This window comes from Ditibartonella choladocola, from assembly GCF_002007565.1.
In the GTDB taxonomy this organism is placed as follows: domain Bacteria; phylum Pseudomonadota; class Alphaproteobacteria; order Rhizobiales; family Rhizobiaceae; genus Bartonella; species Bartonella choladocola.
The window spans coordinates 281,338-303,006 of record NZ_CP015625.1 but is presented as its reverse complement, the minus strand read 5'-3'; the positions used below and the strand labels follow the sequence as shown (position 1 = coordinate 303,006).

The 21,669-nt window shown below is 46.3% G+C and carries 17 protein-coding genes; 8 read left to right on the top strand and 9 right to left on the bottom strand.

Annotation, left to right across the window (positions count from 1 at the left end; translation table 11 throughout):
- Window positions 1-292 precede the first annotated feature (292 nt).
- On the bottom strand, window positions 293-1,768 hold the full coding sequence (locus BBC0122_RS01350) for a RimK family protein (protein ID WP_077990567.1): 1,476 nt from the start codon (window positions 1,766-1,768) through the stop codon (window positions 293-295).
- 6 nt (window positions 1,769-1,774) lie between these two features.
- Window positions 1,775-2,875: a GNAT family N-acetyltransferase/peptidase C39 family protein gene (locus BBC0122_RS01345; RefSeq protein ID WP_077990564.1), complete on the bottom strand. Its 1,101-nt coding sequence runs from the start codon at window positions 2,873-2,875 to the stop codon at window positions 1,775-1,777.
- A gap of 360 nt (window positions 2,876-3,235) precedes the next feature.
- Between BBC0122_RS01345 and BBC0122_RS01340 the strand changes: the two genes are divergently transcribed.
- Entirely contained in the window at window positions 3,236-3,847 is a 612-nt protein-coding gene (locus tag BBC0122_RS01340; protein ID WP_077990559.1) for a transglutaminase-like cysteine peptidase, read from the top strand.
- A 519-nt stretch (window positions 3,848-4,366) separates the two neighbouring features.
- Here the strand turns inward: BBC0122_RS01340 and BBC0122_RS01335 are convergent.
- Window positions 4,367-5,473: a PLP-dependent cysteine synthase family protein gene (locus BBC0122_RS01335; RefSeq protein WP_418214876.1), complete on the bottom strand. Its 1,107-nt coding sequence runs from the start codon at window positions 5,471-5,473 to the stop codon at window positions 4,367-4,369.
- A gap of 157 nt (window positions 5,474-5,630) precedes the next feature.
- The gene (locus tag BBC0122_RS01330; RefSeq protein WP_077994396.1) at window positions 5,631-6,194 is read right to left on the bottom strand and encodes a GcrA family cell cycle regulator; all 564 of its coding nucleotides are present in this window, start codon (window positions 6,192-6,194) and stop codon (window positions 5,631-5,633) included.
- A 561-nt stretch (window positions 6,195-6,755) separates the two neighbouring features.
- On the opposite strand from BBC0122_RS01330, the gene BBC0122_RS01320 reads away from it, so the two are divergent.
- From BBC0122_RS01320 to BBC0122_RS01295, 5 genes are all read left to right on the top strand, one after another.
- On the top strand, window positions 6,756-7,955 hold the full coding sequence (locus BBC0122_RS01320) for an aspartate aminotransferase family protein (RefSeq protein WP_077990552.1): 1,200 nt from the start codon (window positions 6,756-6,758) through the stop codon (window positions 7,953-7,955).
- Window positions 7,956-7,965: 10 nt separating this feature from the next.
- Window positions 7,966-8,889 carry an ornithine carbamoyltransferase gene (gene argF / locus BBC0122_RS01315; RefSeq protein ID WP_077994395.1) on the top strand — a complete coding sequence of 308 codons (924 nt, stop codon included), beginning with the start codon at window positions 7,966-7,968 and terminating at the stop codon, window positions 8,887-8,889.
- Between the two features lie 195 nt (window positions 8,890-9,084).
- Window positions 9,085-10,110, top strand: a complete 1,026-nt coding sequence (locus BBC0122_RS01310) for an Hsp33 family molecular chaperone (protein WP_077994394.1) — start codon at window positions 9,085-9,087, stop codon at window positions 10,108-10,110.
- 517 nt (window positions 10,111-10,627) lie between these two features.
- Window positions 10,628-12,700 carry a transglycosylase domain-containing protein gene (locus tag BBC0122_RS01300; protein ID WP_077990549.1) on the top strand — a complete coding sequence of 691 codons (2,073 nt, stop codon included), beginning with the start codon at window positions 10,628-10,630 and terminating at the stop codon, window positions 12,698-12,700.
- A 128-nt stretch (window positions 12,701-12,828) separates the two neighbouring features.
- Entirely contained in the window at window positions 12,829-13,794 is a 966-nt protein-coding gene (locus tag BBC0122_RS01295; RefSeq protein ID WP_077990547.1) for a DUF1402 family protein, read from the top strand.
- Between the two features lie 467 nt (window positions 13,795-14,261).
- Here BBC0122_RS01295 and BBC0122_RS01290 read toward each other — a convergent pair whose 3' ends face one another.
- Both BBC0122_RS01290 and BBC0122_RS01285 read right to left on the bottom strand, forming a co-directional pair.
- The gene (locus BBC0122_RS01290; protein ID WP_077990546.1) at window positions 14,262-14,819 is read right to left on the bottom strand and encodes a Smr/MutS family protein; all 558 of its coding nucleotides are present in this window, start codon (window positions 14,817-14,819) and stop codon (window positions 14,262-14,264) included.
- 63 nt (window positions 14,820-14,882) lie between these two features.
- A complete protein-coding gene (locus BBC0122_RS01285; protein WP_077990545.1) occupies window positions 14,883-15,572 on the bottom strand; it encodes a Tim44/TimA family putative adaptor protein in 690 nt (229 codons plus the stop codon).
- Between the two features lie 184 nt (window positions 15,573-15,756).
- On the opposite strand from BBC0122_RS01285, the gene BBC0122_RS01280 reads away from it, so the two are divergent.
- On the top strand, window positions 15,757-16,278 hold the full coding sequence (locus tag BBC0122_RS01280; protein ID WP_077990544.1) for an FxsA family protein: 522 nt from the start codon (window positions 15,757-15,759) through the stop codon (window positions 16,276-16,278).
- A gap of 125 nt (window positions 16,279-16,403) precedes the next feature.
- Window positions 16,404-16,883 (top strand): protein-export chaperone SecB, encoded by a 480-nt coding sequence (gene secB, locus BBC0122_RS01275; protein ID WP_077990542.1) that lies wholly within the window; start codon window positions 16,404-16,406, stop codon window positions 16,881-16,883.
- Window positions 16,884-17,560: 677 nt separating this feature from the next.
- On the opposite strand, the gene rpsA is transcribed toward secB, so the two are convergent.
- From rpsA to aroA, 3 genes are all read right to left on the bottom strand, one after another.
- Window positions 17,561-19,261, bottom strand: a complete 1,701-nt coding sequence (gene rpsA, locus BBC0122_RS01270; RefSeq protein WP_077990540.1) for a 30S ribosomal protein S1 — start codon at window positions 19,259-19,261, stop codon at window positions 17,561-17,563.
- 148 nt (window positions 19,262-19,409) lie between these two features.
- Window positions 19,410-20,057 (bottom strand): (d)CMP kinase, encoded by a 648-nt coding sequence (gene cmk / locus BBC0122_RS01265; protein ID WP_077990539.1) that lies wholly within the window; start codon window positions 20,055-20,057, stop codon window positions 19,410-19,412.
- Window positions 20,054-21,382, bottom strand: coding sequence for a 3-phosphoshikimate 1-carboxyvinyltransferase (gene aroA, locus BBC0122_RS01260; protein WP_077990537.1), 1,329 nt, complete (start codon window positions 21,380-21,382; stop codon window positions 20,054-20,056). The genes cmk and aroA overlap by 4 nt, the downstream gene beginning before the upstream one ends.
- Window positions 21,383-21,669: the final 287 nt, after the last annotated feature.

Here is a 21,669-nt window from a genome sequence, read left to right as displayed (position 1 = left end):
ATTTTTGCTTTTGTGACACACAAGGAAACATGAAGGCTACTCATGCTTCTGTCAAAAATGATGTTTTCAGGAAACGACCCAAGACCCGTTTTCGCTTGGTAACGAGATAAACAGAATTCTGACGAAATATGAAAAAACCGGCAACCCATTGCCGGTTTTTCTCTTTAAGGCCTTTAAATCAACGTTATGCCTTTTAATCGCCGTTCGAGCTTTTAGACAACGTTAGAACTTTTAATCAACGTTCATCCTTCAAATCAGCGTTCATCCTTCAAATCAACGTTCATCCTTTAGTTCAACGTTCGAGGCGCTCGATAAACCAGCGTGTGAGGTTGATCCAGACATCGTCTTTTTCGGCCAGATCCTCGACACCATGTTCGATATTGGGGTTGTCGTTCACTTCAATGACCACAATACCTTCATCGGTTTCTTTAATATCAACACCGTAAAGGCCATCACCGATACAACGGGCCGCCTTCAACCCGATTTCGACGACTGCCGGCGGAGCATCGGGAATAGCATAGGTTTTGAAACCACCTTCCAGCGGTTCGCCACCGTTCGGATCGTGTTTGATGATTTGCCAATGGTGGGGTGCCATTTCATATTGGCAAACAAAAAGCGGCTTGCCACCCAATACACCGACACGCCAATCGAATTTGGTCGGTAAATATTTTTGTGCCAGTAAAAGATCGCTATCTTTAAGCCATTCATGGGCAAGGCGGCGCAATTCTTCCATCGAGCCAACGCGTTTCACCCCGCGTGAAAATGACGAATCCGGAATTTTCAACACCATCGGGAAGCCGAGCGTATCTGCCGCTCTGACGAGATCATCATTGCCACCGATCATCACGGTGGGGGGAACCGGCACACCGTTTGCGCGCATCAACTCGTCAAGATAGACTTTGTTCGTACACCTGATCATCGACATCGGGTCGTCGATAACCGGCATATTTTCCTGCTCCGCGCGACGGGCAAAACGATAGGTGTGATTGGATATATTGGTTGTTTCGCGAATGAAAAGCGCATCAAAATTGGCAAGACGGGCAAGGTCTCTTGCACCGATCGGTTCGACTTCCACACCAAGGCGGGCAGCAATTTTTGCCCAATGTTTCAAATCGGCAACGTTTGTCGGCGGCAACTCTTCTTCCGGATTGCATAAAACTGCAAATGTCCAACGCGGCGGAACTTTGTGGCGGGCTTCTTTCCAGGCCCGTGTTGTATAAGTTTCCATCGCCTTATAGAAAGCATCGCGGCTATCACCTTCAAGCTTTTGCCAATTGGCAAAACATATTTTATGAATGCGTGCCCATTCACCCGGTATAACGTGAACTTCCAATGCCGGAGCCCGATACCAGTCAAACAAAAGGTGGCCGAATTTTTCAAAACGGTCACCCTTTATGTCATCTGAACTATCGGCAATACCAAAAAATACCCTGATGATTTCCGGTGCGCGCGTACCGTCTCCTTTCAGGGCTTTGTTGAGACAATCTTCAAGTTCGGGAATGGATTTTTTATATAACCGTCGTTCCGACAGGTCGATCATGGTTTCGACCGAGGGCAACACACGATGGCCGCGCGCTTCGGCAAGCAGCGAACAATAATAAGCGCGGCTTTGATAGCGGTAAGAACGTGACAGGTTGATAATACGGGGACGTTGACCGGCAAATAGCGCAGGATTGGCCAAATAGTCACGATGTGTCATGACTTTGTGCGTCGTCGCACCATTATCAACGTCAGACACTCGTCCAGCAAGAATTACACAAATAGTCATAGAAAACTAGCTTTTCTCCAATATGACGGCTGCGCGCAAACCGTCTTTTCCAAAGCGCGCAATATGATCGAATACTTCATAATTCAAAGGCAGGTTTGCAGAATCGGCAATTGTTTCACCTTCGTCTTCCTCCACCCACGGGTCATGAATAAGAAAATGACTTCCGTCATCACCATGAACCAATACCCAATGGGGAATTTTTTCCCCGAACATATGGTAGAAACTGATAAGCACAAGCACCAACGCCCCGCGTGCAAGCGCGGCACGAATATCATCAAGAGTAAAAGCAGCAATCCGCACCGGAATGTGGGCTGCATCAGCCTGCTCGCGAAAATCGGTCTGTGCAATTTCCATTATCTCGCGTTTCTTGCGATCCCGCACCGAATTGATAAACAAAAATTCGTAGCTTGTCACGATGATAGTGGGTTTGAGACCATAATTATGTGCAAGAACGGCAAGCCCGAACGGCTCGCATCCCCCCGGCCCCGAAAGCATGAAAACCGTTGTCGCACCCCGCCATAGTCTAAGCTCGAAAACAGGATCAAGGCGTGATTGCGGATTGAAATATTTGAGTGCCATCATCAAACAGGCAGCACCGCAAGTAAATTCCGATGTTTGTTGATAATAGGGAACAGACGTTTCAACCGGTGTATCACCGCGCAAGGTTTTTTCATAACGCAGGGCTGGTGCATGATCGGCATAATAATCAAGATAACGGCCGATCGGTCGATAGTGAAAGCGTTCATAAAGACGAATTGCCCGTTCATTGTCTTCGCGAACTTCAAGGCGCATATAAATGCGCCCTTCATCAAAAGCCGCCTGCTCTGCTGCATCCAATAGTTGAGAGCCGACGCCTTTTATTTTTTCTACCGGCTTGACCGCAAGCGAGTAAAGGCGCGCAAGTGCCGTGCCTTTACGAAACAAAATCATTGCATAGCCGATAATTGTTCCATCAAGTTCGGCAACAATTGTTCTGGCCGTCGGACGATCAATCAAAGTACGGAAGGAACGCCGCGAAATTCTGTCGCTGTCAAAACATGCCTCTTCAATAGCAACCAACGCATCTATATCATTTACTGTTGCTTTGCGTTTTATCAATTCGCCCATTCACATACTCTCGATTTCCGAATGCCTGCTATCTAACTGCCTTCTATCTATCAGATATAACATAGTTCATATAAGTGATTTTTTGCACTTGAATAAGGTTATATTCCGGCTTTTTCAAAAATGTCGCAAAGTGCCCCCATGGTTTTTCTGAAAATCGACAAATCACGTCATTGCGACTGTCCGATCTTGTTGCATTAACCATAATAAAACGCTAACACATTGAAAAATATTGTTTTTATTTTTTAACCATAATTTAAATCTTAAACAAGTGTTGCATTCCGGTCATTGACTGGAAACCAAAGTTGGACTTTAACCTTTTGTTAACGATCTTTATCGTGACAGGTTAAATCGAGTAGAAAAATGGTGTTTGCGTTCAGAATATTAGGGGTGGTGTTTATGGCACTCGTCGGCCTGACCACTGCTGCAAAAGCTGCTAGCGAATTTATGATTGTCACCGGACAGACTTCACAACCTATCGGCCATTATGAATTTTGCGAGCGTTTGCCCCGTGAATGTAAAATACGCAACACTGTACTCCAACCGGTAAAATTGACACAAAATGTCTGGGATATGTTGATTGACGTCAACCACAGTGTTAACGCCCGCATTACTCCTGCTACAGACATGGAACTTTATGGCAAGGAAGAATATTGGACTTATCCGGTAAATGCCGGTGATTGCGAAGACTATGTTCTGGAAAAGCAGAAAGAACTGCGTGACAAAGGCATTCCGCTTGCAAGCTTGCTTATTACTGTTGTGCGTAAACCTGATGGCGAAGGCCATGCGGTTCTAACCGTGCGAACCGATCGGGGCGATTTTATACTCGATAATCTGCATGACGAAGTCTTCAACTGGAAAGATACCGAATATACTTATCTGAAGCGCCAATCGACCCAATCGCCCGGAAAATGGGTAAGCATTGAACAGCGTGATGATATTGTTGTCAGTTCGGTCAACAATAACGGAAACTAGAAACTGTTCTGCTCCGGTCTTTTCAAACCTTTTAAAACCGGAGCTTTTCGACTGAACCTTCAACAACACATCCGGCAACGACAAAGCCGGTCAAGGCATGGTCGCAGCCCGAAAAAATAGCTGCACTTTCGGGTTCTTTTCGGATTTTATTGTCTCTTCCACTCATGTGCGCCTTTCACGATAGACCGACAAAAGCAGCACTTTCGGGTTCTATTCTCCCTCCCGCTCCAGTTCCCCTTTCGGATTAATCTCCAAAATAAGATTTAAACCGTCTTGGCAGGTGGGTGAAGATCGAAATCCGGCAAAACCAACGGAAAAAATCATGCATTCCGATGAGATCGACAGTGCCGCGCTCCGGTTCAATCCTTTGTTGGCCTCGTAATTTATATGTTCAAGCCGGATTTATATGTTCCAAGCCGGATAATCGGCTTGAACACAAAAACACGAGAAACCTTCACGACACAATTATTGAAGCGTATGTGCGGGATTTATGGTGTAACAATTTTCAGGCGTTTCCTGTCAGAAAGGCTTTGCTTCCAGAAACAGCCTCTCCAGACGTTTCATATCACCGGAAATATCAAATCCTCTTTTTCCCAACCATTGATCGTCAAGATAGGTCGAACGGTAACGTTCACCACTATCGCAAATCAATGTCACGAGTGAGCCATGTTGGTGATTTTTAATCATATCGGAAATGAGTTCTGCGGCCGCATAAACGTTTGTTCCGGTAGAGCCGCCGCAACTGCGACCGATGAGACGACTTATCACACGCATTGCTGCAAGACTTGCCTGATCGGGAACCGAAATCATGCGGTCTATCACATCCGGCATAAAAGACGGCTCGACACGTGCGCGTCCAATTCCTTCGATAACCGAACGGCAACAATCTATTTCCTTTATAGAACGATCGGCATAGTGAAGGTGAAAAACCGAAGCTTCCGGATCGGCCACGCAAAGTCTCGTTGAAAATTTGCGATACCGGATATATCGTCCCAAGGTTGCCGATGTTCCACCGGTACCGGCACTTGCAATTATCCACTCCGGAACGGGATGCGGTTCTTTCGCCATCTGGCAGAAAATTGAATCGGCAATATTATTGTTGCCACGCCAATCGGTTGCCCGTTCGGCAAAAGTGAACTGGTCGATATAATAGCCCCCCAATTCATCAGCGAGGTTTTGTGCTGTCACATAAACCGACTTCGGATCGTCGATAAAATGGACACGGCCGCCATAAGCTTCTATGGCAGCGACTTTTTGGGGAGATGTCGTCCTCGGAATAACTGTCACAAAAGGAACGCCGATCAGTTTGGCAAAATAGGCTTCCGAAACAGCCGTTGAACCGCTCGAAGCCTCGACAATCGTTGTCTTCGGCCCGATTTTACCATTGCAGAGCGAGTAAAGGAAAAGCGAACGCGCCAAACGGTGTTTCAAACTACCCGTCGGATGACAGGATTCATCTTTCAAATAAAGCGTTATCCCGCATGACGCTGGCAAATCATAACGGATGAGATGGGTATCGGCCGAGCGGTTTATTTCCGCCTCGATGATTTCTATTGCTTTTTTCAGCCATTCACGGCTGCAAGAATGCGGAGCATCATAGCTCGCGATTGAATCAATTTTATTCACTTTTGATCTTCCTTTTGGAGAGATCTGGAGGTTATAAAACCGATTATTAAATTTGAAGAAAATACAGTTTATTTTTTCTAATAAATAAATAAACCTTGGAATAAACATTCCAAGGTTTTGAATTTTATTAGAATATTATTCTCTTTGATATAATGTTTTATGCTCTTACGCGGCGGCGTTCCGACACCGGTTGGAAAGCAAGCTTTGCATGAAAAGCACAATAGGGGCCGGAGTCACCGGCATCGGCACCACAGAAATAGAAATCATCCGACAAAGGGTCACCGACCGGCCACTTGCAAGTGTTTTCGCTCAACTGCAAAAGGCTCAAATGCCGTGACATCGGAACAACAACATCGGTTGATGGTTTCTCTTCCACTTCCGAAACGGCGTCGGCAACGAAATCCAGTTTCAAAGCTGTGGCCCCGATGCTTGAAGGCTGTGGCTTTGCAGTAGCTGCGACAGCGGCAGCAACCGGCTGAACCGGCGTTGTACGTGTTGCACGCGGTGCCTGAGGAGCAGGATTAACGACGGTTTCCGCCGGTTTTTTCGTACGCGGTGTTGTTTTTGTGGTTTTACCGCGCCCCGACAGTTTCAATCGATGAACTTTGCCGATGACCGCATTCCTGCTAACTCCGCCAAGCTGGGCAGCAATCTGGCTGGCACTCAACCCGTCACTCCAAAGCTTTTTCAAAAGTTCAACACGTTCATCTGTCCAGTTCATACCGGCACTCCGTTTCTTATTTTCAATCATTGCCACCGGACTTGCAGGTGGCACGACCATTTCCTTTTTCATCTCGTTAATTGCCGGAATCCATCAATGCGCTAAAAAGCGCAAAACAGTCTTACTTGTTATGATAATTATCCGGCAGAACCAGAAATGTTCCAGTTTTACGTTAACTACTACTATACGCTGTGACTCCATGACAAGAGTCTCCATAGTCATATATAGTGTTTTCAGACGTTTTCCCCAACTTGCGAATCACTTTTTTTACAAATCTCGAAAATCCGGTTCGCAAATTGCGATTTTTTCAAGATATTTTTTGAATGTGGTCTTTCAAAGGCATCAATTGACTTTTTCCCTGACAGGCAGGATAGTAAAAACAACAGTTTTCTCAGCGTCGTGATGATACACGGCGCTGTTAATGTTTTATATTGGATAAAAACGCTGTTTTTCAAAAAACCTAACGTTTCATTCAGAAAAACAACGATATTATCGTTCTTGCTATATCCGGAACCGGCTTTCGGCATCCGGCATAAATTATAATGGATAGGAGACCAGGCAATGACCCAAAACAATGCGCAACCGCTTTATGATACTTTTGCACGTATCGGTTTGCGCTTCACACGAGGAAACGGTGCCTGGCTCATCTCGGACAATGGCGAACGCTATCTTGATTTTACGTCCGGTATTGCGGTCAATGCGCTTGGACATAATCATCCGAAACTTGTCAAAGCCATTGAAGAACAGGCCCACAAGCTTTGGCATGTATCAAATCTTTTTCAATCTCCCGAACAGGAGAAAGTGGCTGAACGGCTTTGTGCAAACAGTTTTGCAGATAAAGTGTTTTTCTGCAATTCCGGTGCCGAGGCGATAGAATGCGCCATTAAAACAGCCAGACGTTATCAATATGTGAGCGGGCATCCTGAACGCTATGAAATTATTACCTTTGAAGGTGCTTTTCATGGCCGCACGCTGGCGACACTTGCCGCCGGAGGGCAGGAAAAATATCTTGAAGGTTTTGGCCCGAAAGCTCAAGGTTTTGTGCAAGTTCCGTTCGACGATGAAAAAGCATTGCGTGCTGCAATCGGCGAAAAGACGGCTGCCCTTCTCATTGAGCCTATTCAAGGTGAAAGCGGGCTGCGTCCGGTTCCGAAAGAATTCATGCAATTGTTGCGCAAGATCTGCAACGAAAACGGCCTATTATTTATCGTTGACGAGGTCCAAACAGGTATGGGCCGTACCGGCAAGTTATTTGCCTATCAATGGTCGGGCATAGAACCCGATATTATGGCACTTGCAAAAGGTCTTGGCGGCGGTTTCCCGATTGGTGCCTGCCTTGCAACCAAAGAGGCCGCAAAAGGCATGACGCCCGGCACCCATGGCTCGACATTCGGTGGCAACCTTCTTGCAATGGCCGCAGCCAATGCTGTGCTCGATGTCATGTTGGCCGACGGCTTTCTCGACCATGTCAATGCTATGGCCAATCTGTTCAAACAGGGATTGGCATCCATTATTGACCGGTTTCCCGATGTCGTAGAGTCAATTCGTGGAGTAGGGCTTTTAACAGGGCTTAAATGTGTTGTTAAAAACACTGAAGTTATTGCCGCAATGCGGGATGAAAAATTGCTGGGTGTTGGAGCCGGAAATAATGTTATCCGCCTTTTACCGCCTTTGACTGTCACCGAAGATGAAATCCGTGATGGCCTTCACCGTATTGAAAAGGCTGTCCAACTCGTTTCTAATGCCCACAAACAAAAATAGGCTTGATATTATGACGAAGAATATTCGCCACTTTACTGATCTTTCCATTCTGTCACCTGAAACAGCACGTAAAATTATCGAACACGCAAAGGCGGTTAAAAACCTCCTTAAAAAGGGACAGTCCGAAAAACCCTTTATCGGCAAAACGCTTGCCATGATTTTCGAGAAACCCTCGACCCGCACCCGTGTGTCGTTCGATGTCGGAATGCACCAATTGGGGGGCGAGGCCATCATGCTTACCGGTTCGGAAATGCAGCTTGGCCACAGCGAAACAATTGCCGATACAGCACGTGTATTGTCGCGCTTTGTCGACATCATCATGATCCGGACGACGGCCCATACCAGAATGCTCGAACTTGCCGAACATTCCGATGTACCTGTTATCAATGCATTGACAGATGATACCCACCCCTGCCAGATTCTGGCCGACATTATGACTTACGAAGAACATCGTGGGCCAATTGCAGGCAAAACTTTTGCCTGGATGGGAGACGGGAACAATGTGTTACATTCCCTGATCGAAGCATCCGCATTATTCAAATTCAATTTGAGAATTGCGACACCCAAAGGCAGCGAACCGCAACAGAAATATGTTGATTGGGCTCGTCAACATGGTGCAGACATTGTTCTCACCAATAATGCTGAAGAAGCCGCCAAAAATGCAGACTGTATTGTTACCGACACATGGGTATCCATGGGGCAGGAATTCCGTGCCCGTGGGCGCAATGTTTTCCAGCCCTATCAAGTCAATGAAGCATTGATGAATTTGGCAAAGCCGGATGCCTTGTTTATGCATTGTCTTCCTGCGCACCGTGGTGAAGAAGTTGTCGATGCTGTTATCGACGGGCCTCATTCTGTTGTCTTTGACGAAGCAGAAAACCGCTTACATGCGCAAAAAGCTGTTCTTGAATGGTGCTTGCAGGCTTTGAAATAATACCTATCTATAAAGCTCATTACGAACGGTTCTCCTGTTTTAACAACTCCGGGCATTATGAAGTATTTGTTTGAACACTCTGTTCAAAACTTCATTCTGCTTGGAGTAAACTTCTTTCCATTCATCTAAAACAGTCAAAACCGTTTTGATAAACAAGCTCCATAGTTTTAAGGAAACGCGGTTTTGACGAAAGAAATGAATGTAAGCGACCAACCGGCTCAGGGTAAAAAAAGCCGTACCCTTGGTGATTTCAATTTTGCTGGCGATGATGCTGTTGTGCCCTTTGAAGTGGACGGCCTTGATGCGCGTGGCCGCGCTGTACAATTGGGAACTGCCGTCAACACTATTTTGTCGCGCCACCATTATCCCGAACCGGTAGCGCGGTTATTGGCCGAAGCTATGGTTTTGACCGTTTTACTCGGCACATCATTGAAATTTGAAGGGAAATTTATTGTCCAGACCAGTTCTGACGGACCGGTCAACCTTCTGGTATGCGATTTTAAAACCCCGTCCAGTCTGCGCGCCTATGCAAGATTTGATGAAAAGAAACTTGAAGAGGCTGTTGCTTCCGGCCACGATGCCCCCGAAGAACTTCTTGGCAAAGGAACTCTGGCTTTAACAATCGATCAGGGTGAACATATGCAACGCTATCAGGGTATTGTTGCACTTGACGGCTCCAGCCTTGAAGAAATAGCGCGTAACTATTTCAAACAATCGGAACAGATTCCGACCGAAGTCAAGCTTGGCGTTGCCACACTTTTTGATCGTGATGAAAACGGCCAACCAAGAGAGAGCTGGCGGGCGGGCGGTGTGCTTGTTCAACATCTTCCAAAGTCTTCAATCGGCGAAGAAAAAGACCAAAAGATTGATAAACAAGCCCGTCTCGATCACTGGAGAGAAGTGAAAGCGCTTGTGGACACTGTCGAAAGTTCGGAAATGACCGACCCGCAAGTGGGGGCCGAACGGCTATTGTTCCGGTTATTTCATGAACATGGTGTCAGGGTTTTCAATGCGACACCTATTCTGGATCAATGTTCATGCTCGCGTGAAAAAATAGAAAATGTCTTGAATACTTTCACGGCGGACGAAATAAATTCCAGTGTCGAAAATGGCAAAATCACCGTTAAATGCGAATTTTGTTCAACGGTTTATAATTTCAATCCGGATGAATTCCGGAAAACACAAGACGATGTTGCCGATCTGAAGGCAAAACAAAATTGATAAATGCAATGCAGCCAATCGGCTGCATTGTTATTCGACTTCATTGGCATATGGAATTTCATTCCTCGAATGCAAACGGCTACAATCCCTTGAACCTGATTTATCGTATTTAATCAAAATCAAAAGCTGATCGGGTGTCGGACTTTTCGTCAAAAACAATTTTAGAGAAAAATGATAACCCGCGAAAATCAAGCCACCAGGACAGACAAAAATCCGATATAAAAACCGGTCTCTTGATTTGAGAAAATCTCTGGCAGCTCGATAATTTGCTTCTCGAAGGCGAAAAATATAAAAGATCATAAATAATAGTGAGGAAGTGCTTGAAGCTGATAAAATCATTGGATAGAGCAGGCCATTTCTCTTAAAATTGCCGGAATCATCCTGCTATTTTAACAAAACGGAATGCCTCATCGGCTTTTCGATTTAATGCGCAGTTTCTTTAAAATCTTTCAAATTCGCCCCATGTCGCCCATATTCAATAAAAAACCCAATTTCAAAAAAACGGAGCTTTGTGCCAATGCGCTTGACAGATGATGACCGCGCATTGCCGCCGCAACGAAGTTCCCGTTCCAAAAAGGGGAGAACAAGAGAAACCGGAAAAAGCCACGGCTTCATTTTCCGGCTTGTGAAATGGTGCTTTGTTTTAGCAATATGGGGTGCGATTGCGGTTGCCGGTTATGTGGGTTATGTCGCACTCAGAATGCCGCAGGCCTCGACCTGGGACATTCCCCAACGCCCGCCGAATGTGCGTATTATCGACCGTAACGGATTTCTGATTGCCAATCGCGGAACCACAGGTGGCGAAGCCCTTTCACTGAAAGAAATGAGCCCGTGGATACCGAAGGCCGTTGTGGCAATCGAAGACCGCCGTTTTTACGACCATTATGGTGTCGACCCTATCGGCATTGCGCGCGCAATGGTAACCAATATTATCCATAGCCGCAGCAAACAGGGCGGCTCGACGCTCACCCAACAATTGGCCAAGAATCTATTTCTTTCTCCCGATCGAACATTGGAAAGAAAGGTGCAGGAAGCGCTGCTTGCGCTCTGGCTTGAGCATAAATACACCAAGGACCAGATTCTTGAGATGTATTTGAACCGCGTTTATCTTGGTTCGGGTGCTTATGGTGTCGAGGCAGCCTCAAGGCGATATTTCGGAAAATCGGCAAAAGATGTTGATTTGATGGAAGCAGCAACTCTGGCGGGACTATTAAAAGCCCCTTCGCGCCTTTCTCCCGCTCGTGACCCCAAAGCTGCCAATGACCGCGCCAAACTTGTTCTCGCTGCCATGAAAGAAGAAGGCATGGTGAATGACAGAGAGGTAGCGATGGCAGAAGCCGAGCCGATGGCACGTCCTCAATCCTATTGGACAGGTTCGGAAAATTATGTCGCCGATCAGGTTGTTCAACAATTACCATTTCTGATCGGCGAGACAGATAAGGATATTGTCGTCGAAACCACGCTTGATATGACTCTCGAAAGGGCTGCCGAAGAAGCAATCCGCACACAAATTTCCGAAAATGGAGACAAACGTAATGTCAGTCAGGGGGCACTGGTATCCATTGATAAAAGCGGAGCAATCCGTGCCATGGTTGGCGGTGTCGACTATGCACAAAGCCAGTTCAACCGCGCGACCGATGCAAAAAGACAACCCGGTTCGACGTTCAAACCTTTTGTCTATCTTGCAGCACTTGAAGCCGGTCGTACTCCCAATACAATCCGCAATGACGCACCAGTCAGAATTGGCAACTGGACGCCAAGAAATTACGGCGGCAAATATATGGGAGAGGTTACATTAACCACCGCCCTATCGCATTCGCTGAACTCGGTTGCCGCCCAATTGATTATGGAAGTCGGTACCGACAAGGTTATCGAAGTGGCTCACCGTCTCGGTATCCATTCGGCACTTTCGGACAATGCCTCTATCGCACTTGGCACATCGGAAGTAAGTTTGCTTGAATTGACCGGCGCATTTGTGCCTTTTGCCAATGGCGGTTATAAGCCGCAACTGCGTCTGATCTCGAAAGTAGAAGATACAAACGGTAAAACCATATATGATTTTGGCGAAATTACTGCCAATCGCGTTGTTGAACCGGATATTGTCGGCATGATGAATGCAATGCTTGAACAAACTGTCGAGAATGGTACAGCACGAAAAGCCGCGATTGACCGGCCGGCAGCCGGAAAAACCGGTACAAGTCAGGATTTTCGTGACGCCTGGTTTATCGGCTATACAACAGATTATGTAACGGGCATATGGTTCGGGAATGACGATGGCCATCCGATGAAAACAATTTCTGGCGGTTCGCTTCCCGTGCGCGCATGGAAATCCTATATGACGGTTGCCGAAAAATCGTTGCCGGTTTTGCCACTTCCGGGCAATTACAACCTGCAAAATGCGGTTCCAGGAGGGAACGATATTTTGCCGGAAAGCGAACAACCGTCGACAACGCCTTATCCGGCTCCGCCGCCTGAACCGGGAAGTGGTGACGATTATTGGGCTTCCCGCCCTGCGGTCGATGTCGGGGCGCAGACCCAACCGGTACAAACCAAAAAACGTTCATTCTTTGATTTTTTACGTGGCCGGTAACAAGGAATACGTTAAAAATATGCCAAGTCATGCGTTAAAAATATTCTATGTCTCTGGCAATTTGCCATCAACACGATAAAAGTATTTTTACGAACTCGGTATTTGTAAAATTCAGATAGGGTAAGCACATGCCAACAATCGTCAAGAAGCTGTGTTTTATCATACCTTTGGCTTTATCGCTGATTGTTGAAGCCGGAGCCGTTACCGTTGTGCCTGCCGGTAACCGTAACAGTGTGCAACCGCCGGTTCCCGGTGCCTCGGCAAAGCGCACGCGCGAACTTTCGACAAGTTATGCTGCAAAATATGCCAAAATCTATAATCTGTTAAAGAATGACAACAAATTGAGAGCGCGCATTATCGCGGTTGCAAAAGATTACGGCATCAATCCTGTCCATATCGCCGGTGCAATTGTCGGCGAACATACCTATAATGTCGACGTTTATGACCGGTTACAGACCTATTATGTGAAAGGCATGTCCTATCTTAATCAGGGCGTGCAATTTGCCTATAATGGTGAGGACGTAACCGATTTTGTCAAACGCGAGCAATTTTCCCCGTGTAACGGTTTGTCGGATAGTTATAGATTGTGGACTTGCCGTGAAAATATCTGGGATAAGGATTTTCGCGGCAAAACAGTTGAAGGGAAAAAATACCCTGATAACCGTTTTAGTGCGGTATTTTTCCAACCATTTTTTGCCGGCCAGACTTTCGGTCTGGGACAGGTCAATCCGCTTACAGCTTTGATGATGTCGGACAGAGTTAACCGGATTTCCGGTTTGCCCAAGCTTTCTGCGGAAAATGGCGGGCAAGTCTATAAAACCATTATGGATCCCGACCAGACCATTCCCTATATTGCTGCAACAATCCGCCAATCGATTGATGCTTACCGCCAGATTGCCGACTTTGACATTTCACAAAACCCCGGTTTGACCGCCACACTCTATAATACGGGAGGTGCAGAAGCGCGGGCGCGGGCATTGGCGGAAGAAAACAAGCGCGCACTTGCACGCGGCGAGAAACCGAAATTGCCACAAGAAAATTATTATGGCTGGTTTGTAAACAGCAAAATCGGCGATCTTGAGAAACTGTTTTAAGGGCTTGGCCTTTCCTGCATTGGTGGGGCTAACGCTTTTTTTGATCTTACGGACGGATTTTCATCGTCGGCTCGTAGGATTGCTTGATGCGCTTTTTAAAACATCGCCATTGCTTGATTAAGATGTCACCGAGAAAGTGATAAAAACCTTTTCACGGGCTTTGCGATATTTTAACAGCGCATATGCCGGTCTCTTTGCCAACGCACAAGATCAACTCGCACCCAAACAACAGGAAAAATAGAAAATCAACAGGTCGCTATAAAAGCAACACAAACCATCTGGAACGGGTAACTTATATGAGAGAGGTAACCCGCACAGATTGAACGTGTTTAAAGATTTTGTTTCCTATGTTTCATCTTCAAAACAGGCAAAACGATCGACTTACGATCATCGGAAATTGTTTAAAACAGGCTTGTTGAAATTGTTACATTGCCTATTCCGCTTGTCATATAATCAGATTTTCGTAATCAGATTTTTGCTTGCCGCCGCAACCGGACATAGAGTGCACCTTTTCCGCCATGATTTCTCGGTGCATCATCAAATGAAGATACAATCTGGCGGAATGGAGCCGTTTCCAACCAATGAGGAACGGCTTGCCGCAAAACGCCTTCACTGCCATGTGACAAACCTTTTCCGGTAATGACAAGAACGTGGCGCAAGCCGCGATGGCGTGCAGACTGCAAGAAGTTGAGAAGCAGCGAGTAAGCTTCATCGCGATAAAGTCCGTGAAGGTCGACGCGTCCCTCGATTTCAACGCGCCCGCGCGATATTTTACGATAGGTCGGTTTATCAAAGGCAAAGAGCTTCGGCAGTGTCTTTTGCCGATCGCTATTGTCATCCTTCACATTTTTTAATCTGGCCTGTCTTATAAGTTCCATCGAGAAAAAAGCAGGCATATCTTTCATTTCGACTGAAAGAATCGCGGACTTTGCTAACGGAATTGCGGTTCTTCTTACTTGATCCCATAAAATGCGATCTTCAGGTTTCAGCCGGTCAATCTTTTCCCGATTATTGTCACGAGCCATCGTCATTCAACCTTCAAGTATACGACCGACGTCATCGGTTGAACCTAGCGTTTCTAAAGAAAATTACTCGCCATCTTCCGTGCCGATAATTTTCCAGTTCGGATCGCGCGATTTGACATTCCGTGCAAACGTCCAGATGTCTTTGATTTCAGCTATTGTTTGGGGGTCACCATCTATAAGTTTCCGGCTGTCATCGTAAGTCGCGGAAATAATCTCGCTGGCAACCTCTATTGTCAATTGCGCAATGTCCGCCTGACAGGCGGCATTGATTATCTCTATCTTATCAATACCGACAAATGTGAACTGGACGTTTTCACCTTTTTTATCGCGTTCATCAATAGCTGCCGAAAATCCCGCATAAACCTCGTCGGATAACAGCGATTTCAGTGTTTTCTTATCCCCTTTGGCAAATGCTGTTACGACCATTTCATAGGCCACTCTTGCACCATCCAGAAACGAATTGGGTGAAAATGTCGGGTCTTCCTTGCGGATAGCGCGCAATTCCTTGTTGAGGTCGCTGTTTTCAGGTGCAATTTTATCAATATCGGAAAAATCGTCGGCTGCTCTTGCTTCCGGTTTTGGTAACGCGATAACGTTATCGGACTCCTTCTCTTCCGCTTTTTCCGCTTGCCGCGAATAAGGGTCGAAAGGCGGCCTTTCAAAACCTGTGCGTTTTCCCAATACACTCCGTAGCTGCAAAAAAACCACTACAGCAATAATCAGGGCAATAACCAATACAATGTCGAAATCCATCTGCGCGGCCGATCTCCAAACTCGAAAAATGGGTATCACTACAAGAATGCAATGATAATCGTAGATTTAAATATATAGAACAGCAAAAGTCATCATTCAAATATGGCTTTTTAATCCCTATTTAAAGAAGGAATTATATTGCTGCGATCATTATGCCTTAAAAAATCCGGAAAGGACAACATTGGTGAGAAATATCTACCGTAATACACCCAATATTGCCGGCCTATTTTTGCTTGTCGCAATTTTTATCGAGATTGCAGGTTTCATCATTGTTGGAAAAGAGATAGGTGTTCTTGCAACATTGGCGCTCATCATTCTGTCTATGTTTGTCGGATTTATTCTTCTGCGTATTCAGGGAATTACACTTCTTGCCAAAATGCAGCATGAACTTTCTGCCGGCCGCATACCTGACCGCGAACTTGCTCACGGCGCGTTGCTTATTCTGGCTGCTATTCTGTTAATCATTCCGGGTTTTGTCACCGATATTATCGGACTTTTACTCTTTATTCCGCAAATCCGTGATCTCTTATGGAAGTGGGTGTCAAAAAAAATGACAGTCCGCGCCAGTTTTTCATCCGGTTTTAGAGAAAACAGTTACGATAATAACCATTCGCAAACGATTGATCTTGACGCCGAGGATTATCATTCATCCGATCCCGAACATTCTCCATGGCGTAAAGATGACGATAACAAGCGTTTAAATTGATAATAAAGCGAAAAATAGTGAAAGGCGGTTTCGCTTTTATTGCAACAATGTCCGCGACATGCTAGCCCGTATTATCTCTAACCCCTCATGGCGCAATTTGGCGCTAATAATAGAAGGTTTTTATTATGGCCGAAGGCGAAGCAAATAAAAATGGCGAAGCTCCCGTATTCACGGTTCTAACGCAATATCTCAAGGATTTTTCATTTGAAAGCCCGAATGCTCCTCAGGCATTGAGACCACGCGAAAAAGCACCCGAAATCAATATCGGTATCAACGTCAATGCCAATCCGATGGAAGATGACAATTATGACGTTGTTCTTTCGCTCACAGCCAAAGCTGGCGAAGGCAAGGATATGCTGTTCAACGTCGAATTGGTCTATGGTGGTGTTTTCCGTGTAAAAAACATTCCTCAAGAACATGTTATGCCATTGGTTTTCATTGAATGCCCGCGTTTGCTCTTTCCTTTCGCGCGCCAGATCGTTGCCGACGCAACACGTAATGGCGGCTTCCCTCCTTTGATGATCGACCCGATCGACTTTGCAGGACTGTTCCAGAAGCGCATTGCAGAAGAACAGGCAAAAGCACAGAAATCCAATCCTTCGTAAAAACTTGAAAAATCTGTGACTATTCCATTATTCCCGCGAAATTCGCGGGAAGTTTTTTGTCCCTTCCCTATCCCCTCGCCAGACATTGACAACGGAATAAAGTGGCTCGCCAAAGATAAACAAATCGACGAATGCTTCCATCTTTTGTTATTTAATTTTTGAAATAAAATAGGTTTAAAAAACTGACCAAAGCGCATTCTGCCCAGTCGGTTGCAAAACGGAACTCTATTGCTTGTTCAAAGCATAAAAAATCCGTTCACCCTTGCTTTTCTAGAATAGACAGGACAACCGCAGTCGCCTTGTCAAACCGGATTATAAGCGCCCAGCTCCAGTGATGAGTGATACGAGGTGATTATTGGCAAGAAGCACCTGCCCGACTTTTTTTTCAAAAGCGGAAGAAACCTCCCCATTCTTATCGCCGCAAAATAAGCTGATCGTTGCTTTAACCTATATGGATTTTTAAAAATACTGCTATTTTGGAAATCTTTATTCAGCCCGCTTTACCTGTCGCACGGGTGAAGCTTCAGTAACGGCGCTTTCCCGCTTTAGAATGAAAAACGGCAATTCAATTAAAAACCGGAAAAAACTATTGTATATAAAAAAACCCGCCTTTTAAGGCGGGTTTCCCGATTTTTTAAAAGCCATCGCAGTCACCTGCGACAACAGGAGCGGAATGATTATTCCTGTTCCTGCTTTTTCAATGCAGCACCGAGAATATCGCCGAGTGAAGCACCGGCATCCGACGAACCATATTGTGCAACAGCTTCTTTTTCTTCGGCAATTTCCAAAGCCTTGATTGAAACTGTGATTTTGCGGGTCTTTTTGTCGAATGCGGTAACGCGTGCATCAACCTTCTGGCCGACTGTAAAGCGTTCCGGACGTTGTTCGTCACGATCAAGCGACAGATCCGAACGACGGATCGTTGTTTCAAGATCATGGTCGACCAGTTTTACATCAATGCCATTGTCGTGGATTGCAGTTACTTCGCAAGTTACAACAGCACCTTTGCGCAATTCACCGGAAGCAACGGCTTCACCGACCTTGTCGCCGGAAAGCTGTTTGATACCGAGTGAAATACGTTCTTTGTCGACATCAACATCAAGAACAACAGCCTTGACGACATCGCCCTTGTTGTATTCCTCGATAACCTGCTCGCCAGGACGGTTCCAGTCGAGATCGGAGAGGTGAACCATACCGTCAACATCGCCTTCAAGACCAATGAAGAGGCCGAATTCGGTTTTGTTCTTGACTTCACCTTCAACAACAGAACCAACAGGGAATTTGTTGGCAAAAGCTGTCCACGGGTTTTCAAATGTCTGCTTGAGCCCCAAAGAAATGCGGCGCTTTGCCGGATCCACTTCCAGAACAACAACTTCGACTTCCTGAGATGTCGAAAGAATCTTTCCGGGGTGAACATTCTTCTTTGTCCAGCTCATTTCGGAAACGTGGATAAGGCCTTCGATGCCCGGTTCGATTTCGACAAAAGCACCATAATCGGTAATGTTGGTAACTGTGCCCTTGATCTTCTTGCCAACCGGATATTTCTCGCTGATGCCTTCCCACGGGTCGCTTTCGAGCTGCTTCATGCCCAAGGAAATACGATGTGTATCCTGATTGATACGGATGATCTGTACTTTTACAGTCTGACCGATCGACAGGATTTCAGACGGATGGTTGACACGGCGCCATGCCATATCGGTAACGTGCAAGAGGCCATCAATGCCGCCGAGATCGACGAATGCACCGTAATCGGTGATGTTCTTGACGACACCTTCAACAACCTGACCTTCTTCAAGGTTCTGTACGATTTCAGAACGCTGTTCGGCGCGGCTTTCTTCAAGAACTGTACGGCGTGAAACAACAATATTGCCACGACGACGGTCCATTTTCAAAATTTCAAAAGGCTGCGGATTATGCATCAACGGCGTTACATCGCGAATCGGACGAATATCGACCTGACTGCGCGGCAAGAAAGCAACTGCTCCATCGAGATCAACCGTGAAACCACCTTTGACCTGACTGAAGATAACGCCTTCAACGCGTTCACCGGCGTTGAATTTTTCTTCCAGACGAACCCAGCTCTCTTCACGGCGGGCTTTTTCGCGTGAAAGAACAGCTTCACCCATAGCGTTTTCGATACGCTCGACATAAACCTCGACTTCATCGCCGGGCTTGAGCGAACCGTCTTTACCCTTGGCACCGAATTCCTTTAACGGAACACGGCCTTCTACTTTAAGACCGGCATCAATGATTGCCATATCTTTTTCAATTGCAATGATGCGGCCTTTGACAACCGAACCCTCGACGAGATCATTGGTCTGGAGGGATTCAGCCAAAAGGGCTTCAAAATCCGCTTTTGTGGGATTGTATTGTGACATAGAAACTCCTGAAGAAGTGCCTTTTGAAATAATAATGAATTAAGGCACGAGCGCCGGGTTAGTGTTAAAACGATGTTATTTTCCTGCCGCCCGTTCTTTGCGGGGTAGTTTGGCGCATGGCCGGAAATAACATTTCTCTTAAACTCTTCTACCGTTTTGCCAAAATTGGATCAATTATAGCACAAGCGGCAGTAAACGCGCCTTCTATACTCAATTTTGTTGTATCAAGCAAGTGCGCATCTTTTGCAGGTTTCAACGGGCTTTCGGTGCGCTTCATATCGCGTTCGTCGCGCCGTTTGAGATCGACAAGAATAGCATTATAATCGGCTTTCTCGCCTTTCTCCATCATTTCATTATAGCGCCGTTCGGCTCGAACTTCGGGGGCTGCAACGATATAGAGCTTGACATCGGCATCGGGACAAACAACTGTTCCAATATCACGCCCGTCAAGAACTGCCCCATTACTTTGTTCGGCAAAAGCTTTCTGCATGTCGACCAATGCTTTTCGCAAACGCCCCATCACCGCCACCTTCGAGGCTGCTTCACCGATTTCATGTTCGGATAAATGCGCCCGATCAAGTGAACCAAAATCAATCAACGAAGCGGTTTTTACTGCAATATCTTCATTATCCAGCGGCAAATGGCGTTTTAAAAGCTCATCGGCAACCGCACGATAGGTCAAACCGGTATCGAGATAGGAAAATTTATAATGGGAGGCAAGTTTGCGCGCCAATGTGCCCTTTCCTGAAGCGGCCGGCCCATCAATTGCAATAATAAACGGCTTGTTCGGGTTCATTCGATATGCGCTCCCAATTTGGCCATCAGCCCCATAAATTCCGGAAAACTTGTTGCAATCATGCGTTTGTCGTCAATTGTTACCGGCTTTCCGGCTCCAAGACCAAGAACCAGAAAGCTCATGGCAATACGGTGGTCGAGATGTGTTGTGACAGTTCCGCCACCAATGTTTTTTGCCGAAGGCTCACCAGTCACGATAAGGAAATCTTTTCCCTCTTCACAATCAACACCATTTTTTTTCAAACCGTTGGCGACGGCTGAAAGCCGGTCCGATTCTTTGACCCTCAGTTCTGCAAGCCCTTCCATAACTGTTTTTCCCTCGGCAAAAACGGCCGCAACTGCAAGAACAGGGTATTCATCGATCATTGACGGTGCGCGCTCTTTTGGCACTTTTATCCCCTTTAATCGGGAGGAACGCACACGAATATCGGCCACCTCTTCCCCGCCCGTCTGGCGTTTGTTTTCAAAGCTAATATCAGCTCCCATTTCCAAAAGCGTGGTGATTAATCCGGTGCGGGTGGGATTTAACAACACATTTTCTATTGTTATATCCGAGCCTTCGGTAATCAACGCTGCCACAATCGGAAATGCTGCCGAAGACGGATCGCCGGGAACGGTTATAACCTGACCGTATAATTCTCCCTGCCCCTCTAAATGGATATAGCGCACACCGTCATTATCTGTCTCGACCTCAAGATCGGCACCAAAGCCCACAAGCATCTTTTCGGTGTGGTCACGTGTCATGACCGGTTCGATGACAGTGGTAATACCGGGAGTATTGAGACCGGCAAGCAAAACGGCCGATTTCACCTGAGCCGATGCCATGGGAACGCGATAGGTAATCGGGTTGGGTGTGACTGCGCCCCACAATGTCAATGGCAATCTGTCACCTTCCGAGGCTTCCACCTGCACACCCATCAGCCGTAATGGATCAAGGATGCGCCCCATAGGCCGTTTTGACAAAGATGCGTCACCGATAAAACGGGTCTTCATTGCATAAGTACCGACAAGCCCCATCGTCAATCTCGCACCGGTTCCGGCATTGCCGAAATCAAGTGGTTGTTCTGGTTCAAGAAGACAGCCGTTTCCCGTTCCGTGGATGACATAAACACCGTTATCCTTGGTTATTTTTGCACCCATTGCCCGCATGGCATTGGCAGTGTGAATAACATCGTCACCTTCCAAAAGACCGGAAATGCGGGTTTCTCCACTTGCCAGAGCACCGAACATCAGGGAACGGTGGGAAATGGATTTATCTCCCGGTATCCGGATATGTCCGGAAAGATTGGCAGATTTTTTTGACGAAGCGGGAAGTGGTTCAGACATAGCAAATGTGTTTCTTCTTTATATATAGGAAAAGCATGCTTCTAACATAAGCAGTTTCATACGTCATGAAAAAATACATCGCTTCAAGGAAATTGAACACGGGTCTTATTGTTTATCTTTGACAAAAGCATATTTTTGCGCTTAAGCACCGTGAGCGAATTTTTTGATTAATCTTAACGGCATTTTATGGGCGCGTAAATGCTCGCGTCCGGTTAAAGTGCTTTCAAACAAAGGCGCGTGTCTATTTTTATAAGCATGAGGCAAATAGAAACAGCACGACCAACCAA

What these genes read in the sequence shown, in the direction of transcription:
- BBC0122_RS01350 (WP_077990567.1), bottom strand. Translation starts at nt 1,768, where the DNA reads ATGACTATTTGTGTAATTCTTGCTGGACGAGTGTCTGACGTTGATAAT.
- BBC0122_RS01345 (WP_077990564.1), bottom strand. Translation starts at nt 2,875, where the DNA reads ATGGGCGAATTGATAAAACGCAAAGCAACAGTAAATGATATAGATGCG.
- BBC0122_RS01340 (WP_077990559.1), top strand. Translation starts at nt 3,236, where the DNA reads ATGGTGTTTGCGTTCAGAATATTAGGGGTGGTGTTTATGGCACTCGTC.
- BBC0122_RS01330 (WP_077994396.1), bottom strand. Translation starts at nt 6,194, where the DNA reads ATGAACTGGACAGATGAACGTGTTGAACTTTTGAAAAAGCTTTGGAGT.
- BBC0122_RS01320 (WP_077990552.1), top strand. Translation starts at nt 6,756, where the DNA reads ATGACCCAAAACAATGCGCAACCGCTTTATGATACTTTTGCACGTATC.
- argF (WP_077994395.1), top strand. Translation starts at nt 7,966, where the DNA reads ATGACGAAGAATATTCGCCACTTTACTGATCTTTCCATTCTGTCACCT.
- BBC0122_RS01310 (WP_077994394.1), top strand. Translation starts at nt 9,085, where the DNA reads ATGAATGTAAGCGACCAACCGGCTCAGGGTAAAAAAAGCCGTACCCTT.
- BBC0122_RS01300 (WP_077990549.1), top strand. Translation starts at nt 10,628, where the DNA reads ATGCGCTTGACAGATGATGACCGCGCATTGCCGCCGCAACGAAGTTCC.
- BBC0122_RS01295 (WP_077990547.1), top strand. Translation starts at nt 12,829, where the DNA reads ATGCCAACAATCGTCAAGAAGCTGTGTTTTATCATACCTTTGGCTTTA.
- BBC0122_RS01290 (WP_077990546.1), bottom strand. Translation starts at nt 14,819, where the DNA reads ATGGCTCGTGACAATAATCGGGAAAAGATTGACCGGCTGAAACCTGAA.
- BBC0122_RS01285 (WP_077990545.1), bottom strand. Translation starts at nt 15,572, where the DNA reads ATGGATTTCGACATTGTATTGGTTATTGCCCTGATTATTGCTGTAGTG.
- secB (WP_077990542.1), top strand. Translation starts at nt 16,404, where the DNA reads ATGGCCGAAGGCGAAGCAAATAAAAATGGCGAAGCTCCCGTATTCACG.
- rpsA (WP_077990540.1), bottom strand. Translation starts at nt 19,261, where the DNA reads ATGTCACAATACAATCCCACAAAAGCGGATTTTGAAGCCCTTTTGGCT.
- cmk (WP_077990539.1), bottom strand. Translation starts at nt 20,057, where the DNA reads ATGAACCCGAACAAGCCGTTTATTATTGCAATTGATGGGCCGGCCGCT.
- aroA (WP_077990537.1), bottom strand. Translation starts at nt 21,382, where the DNA reads ATGTCTGAACCACTTCCCGCTTCGTCAAAAAAATCTGCCAATCTTTCC.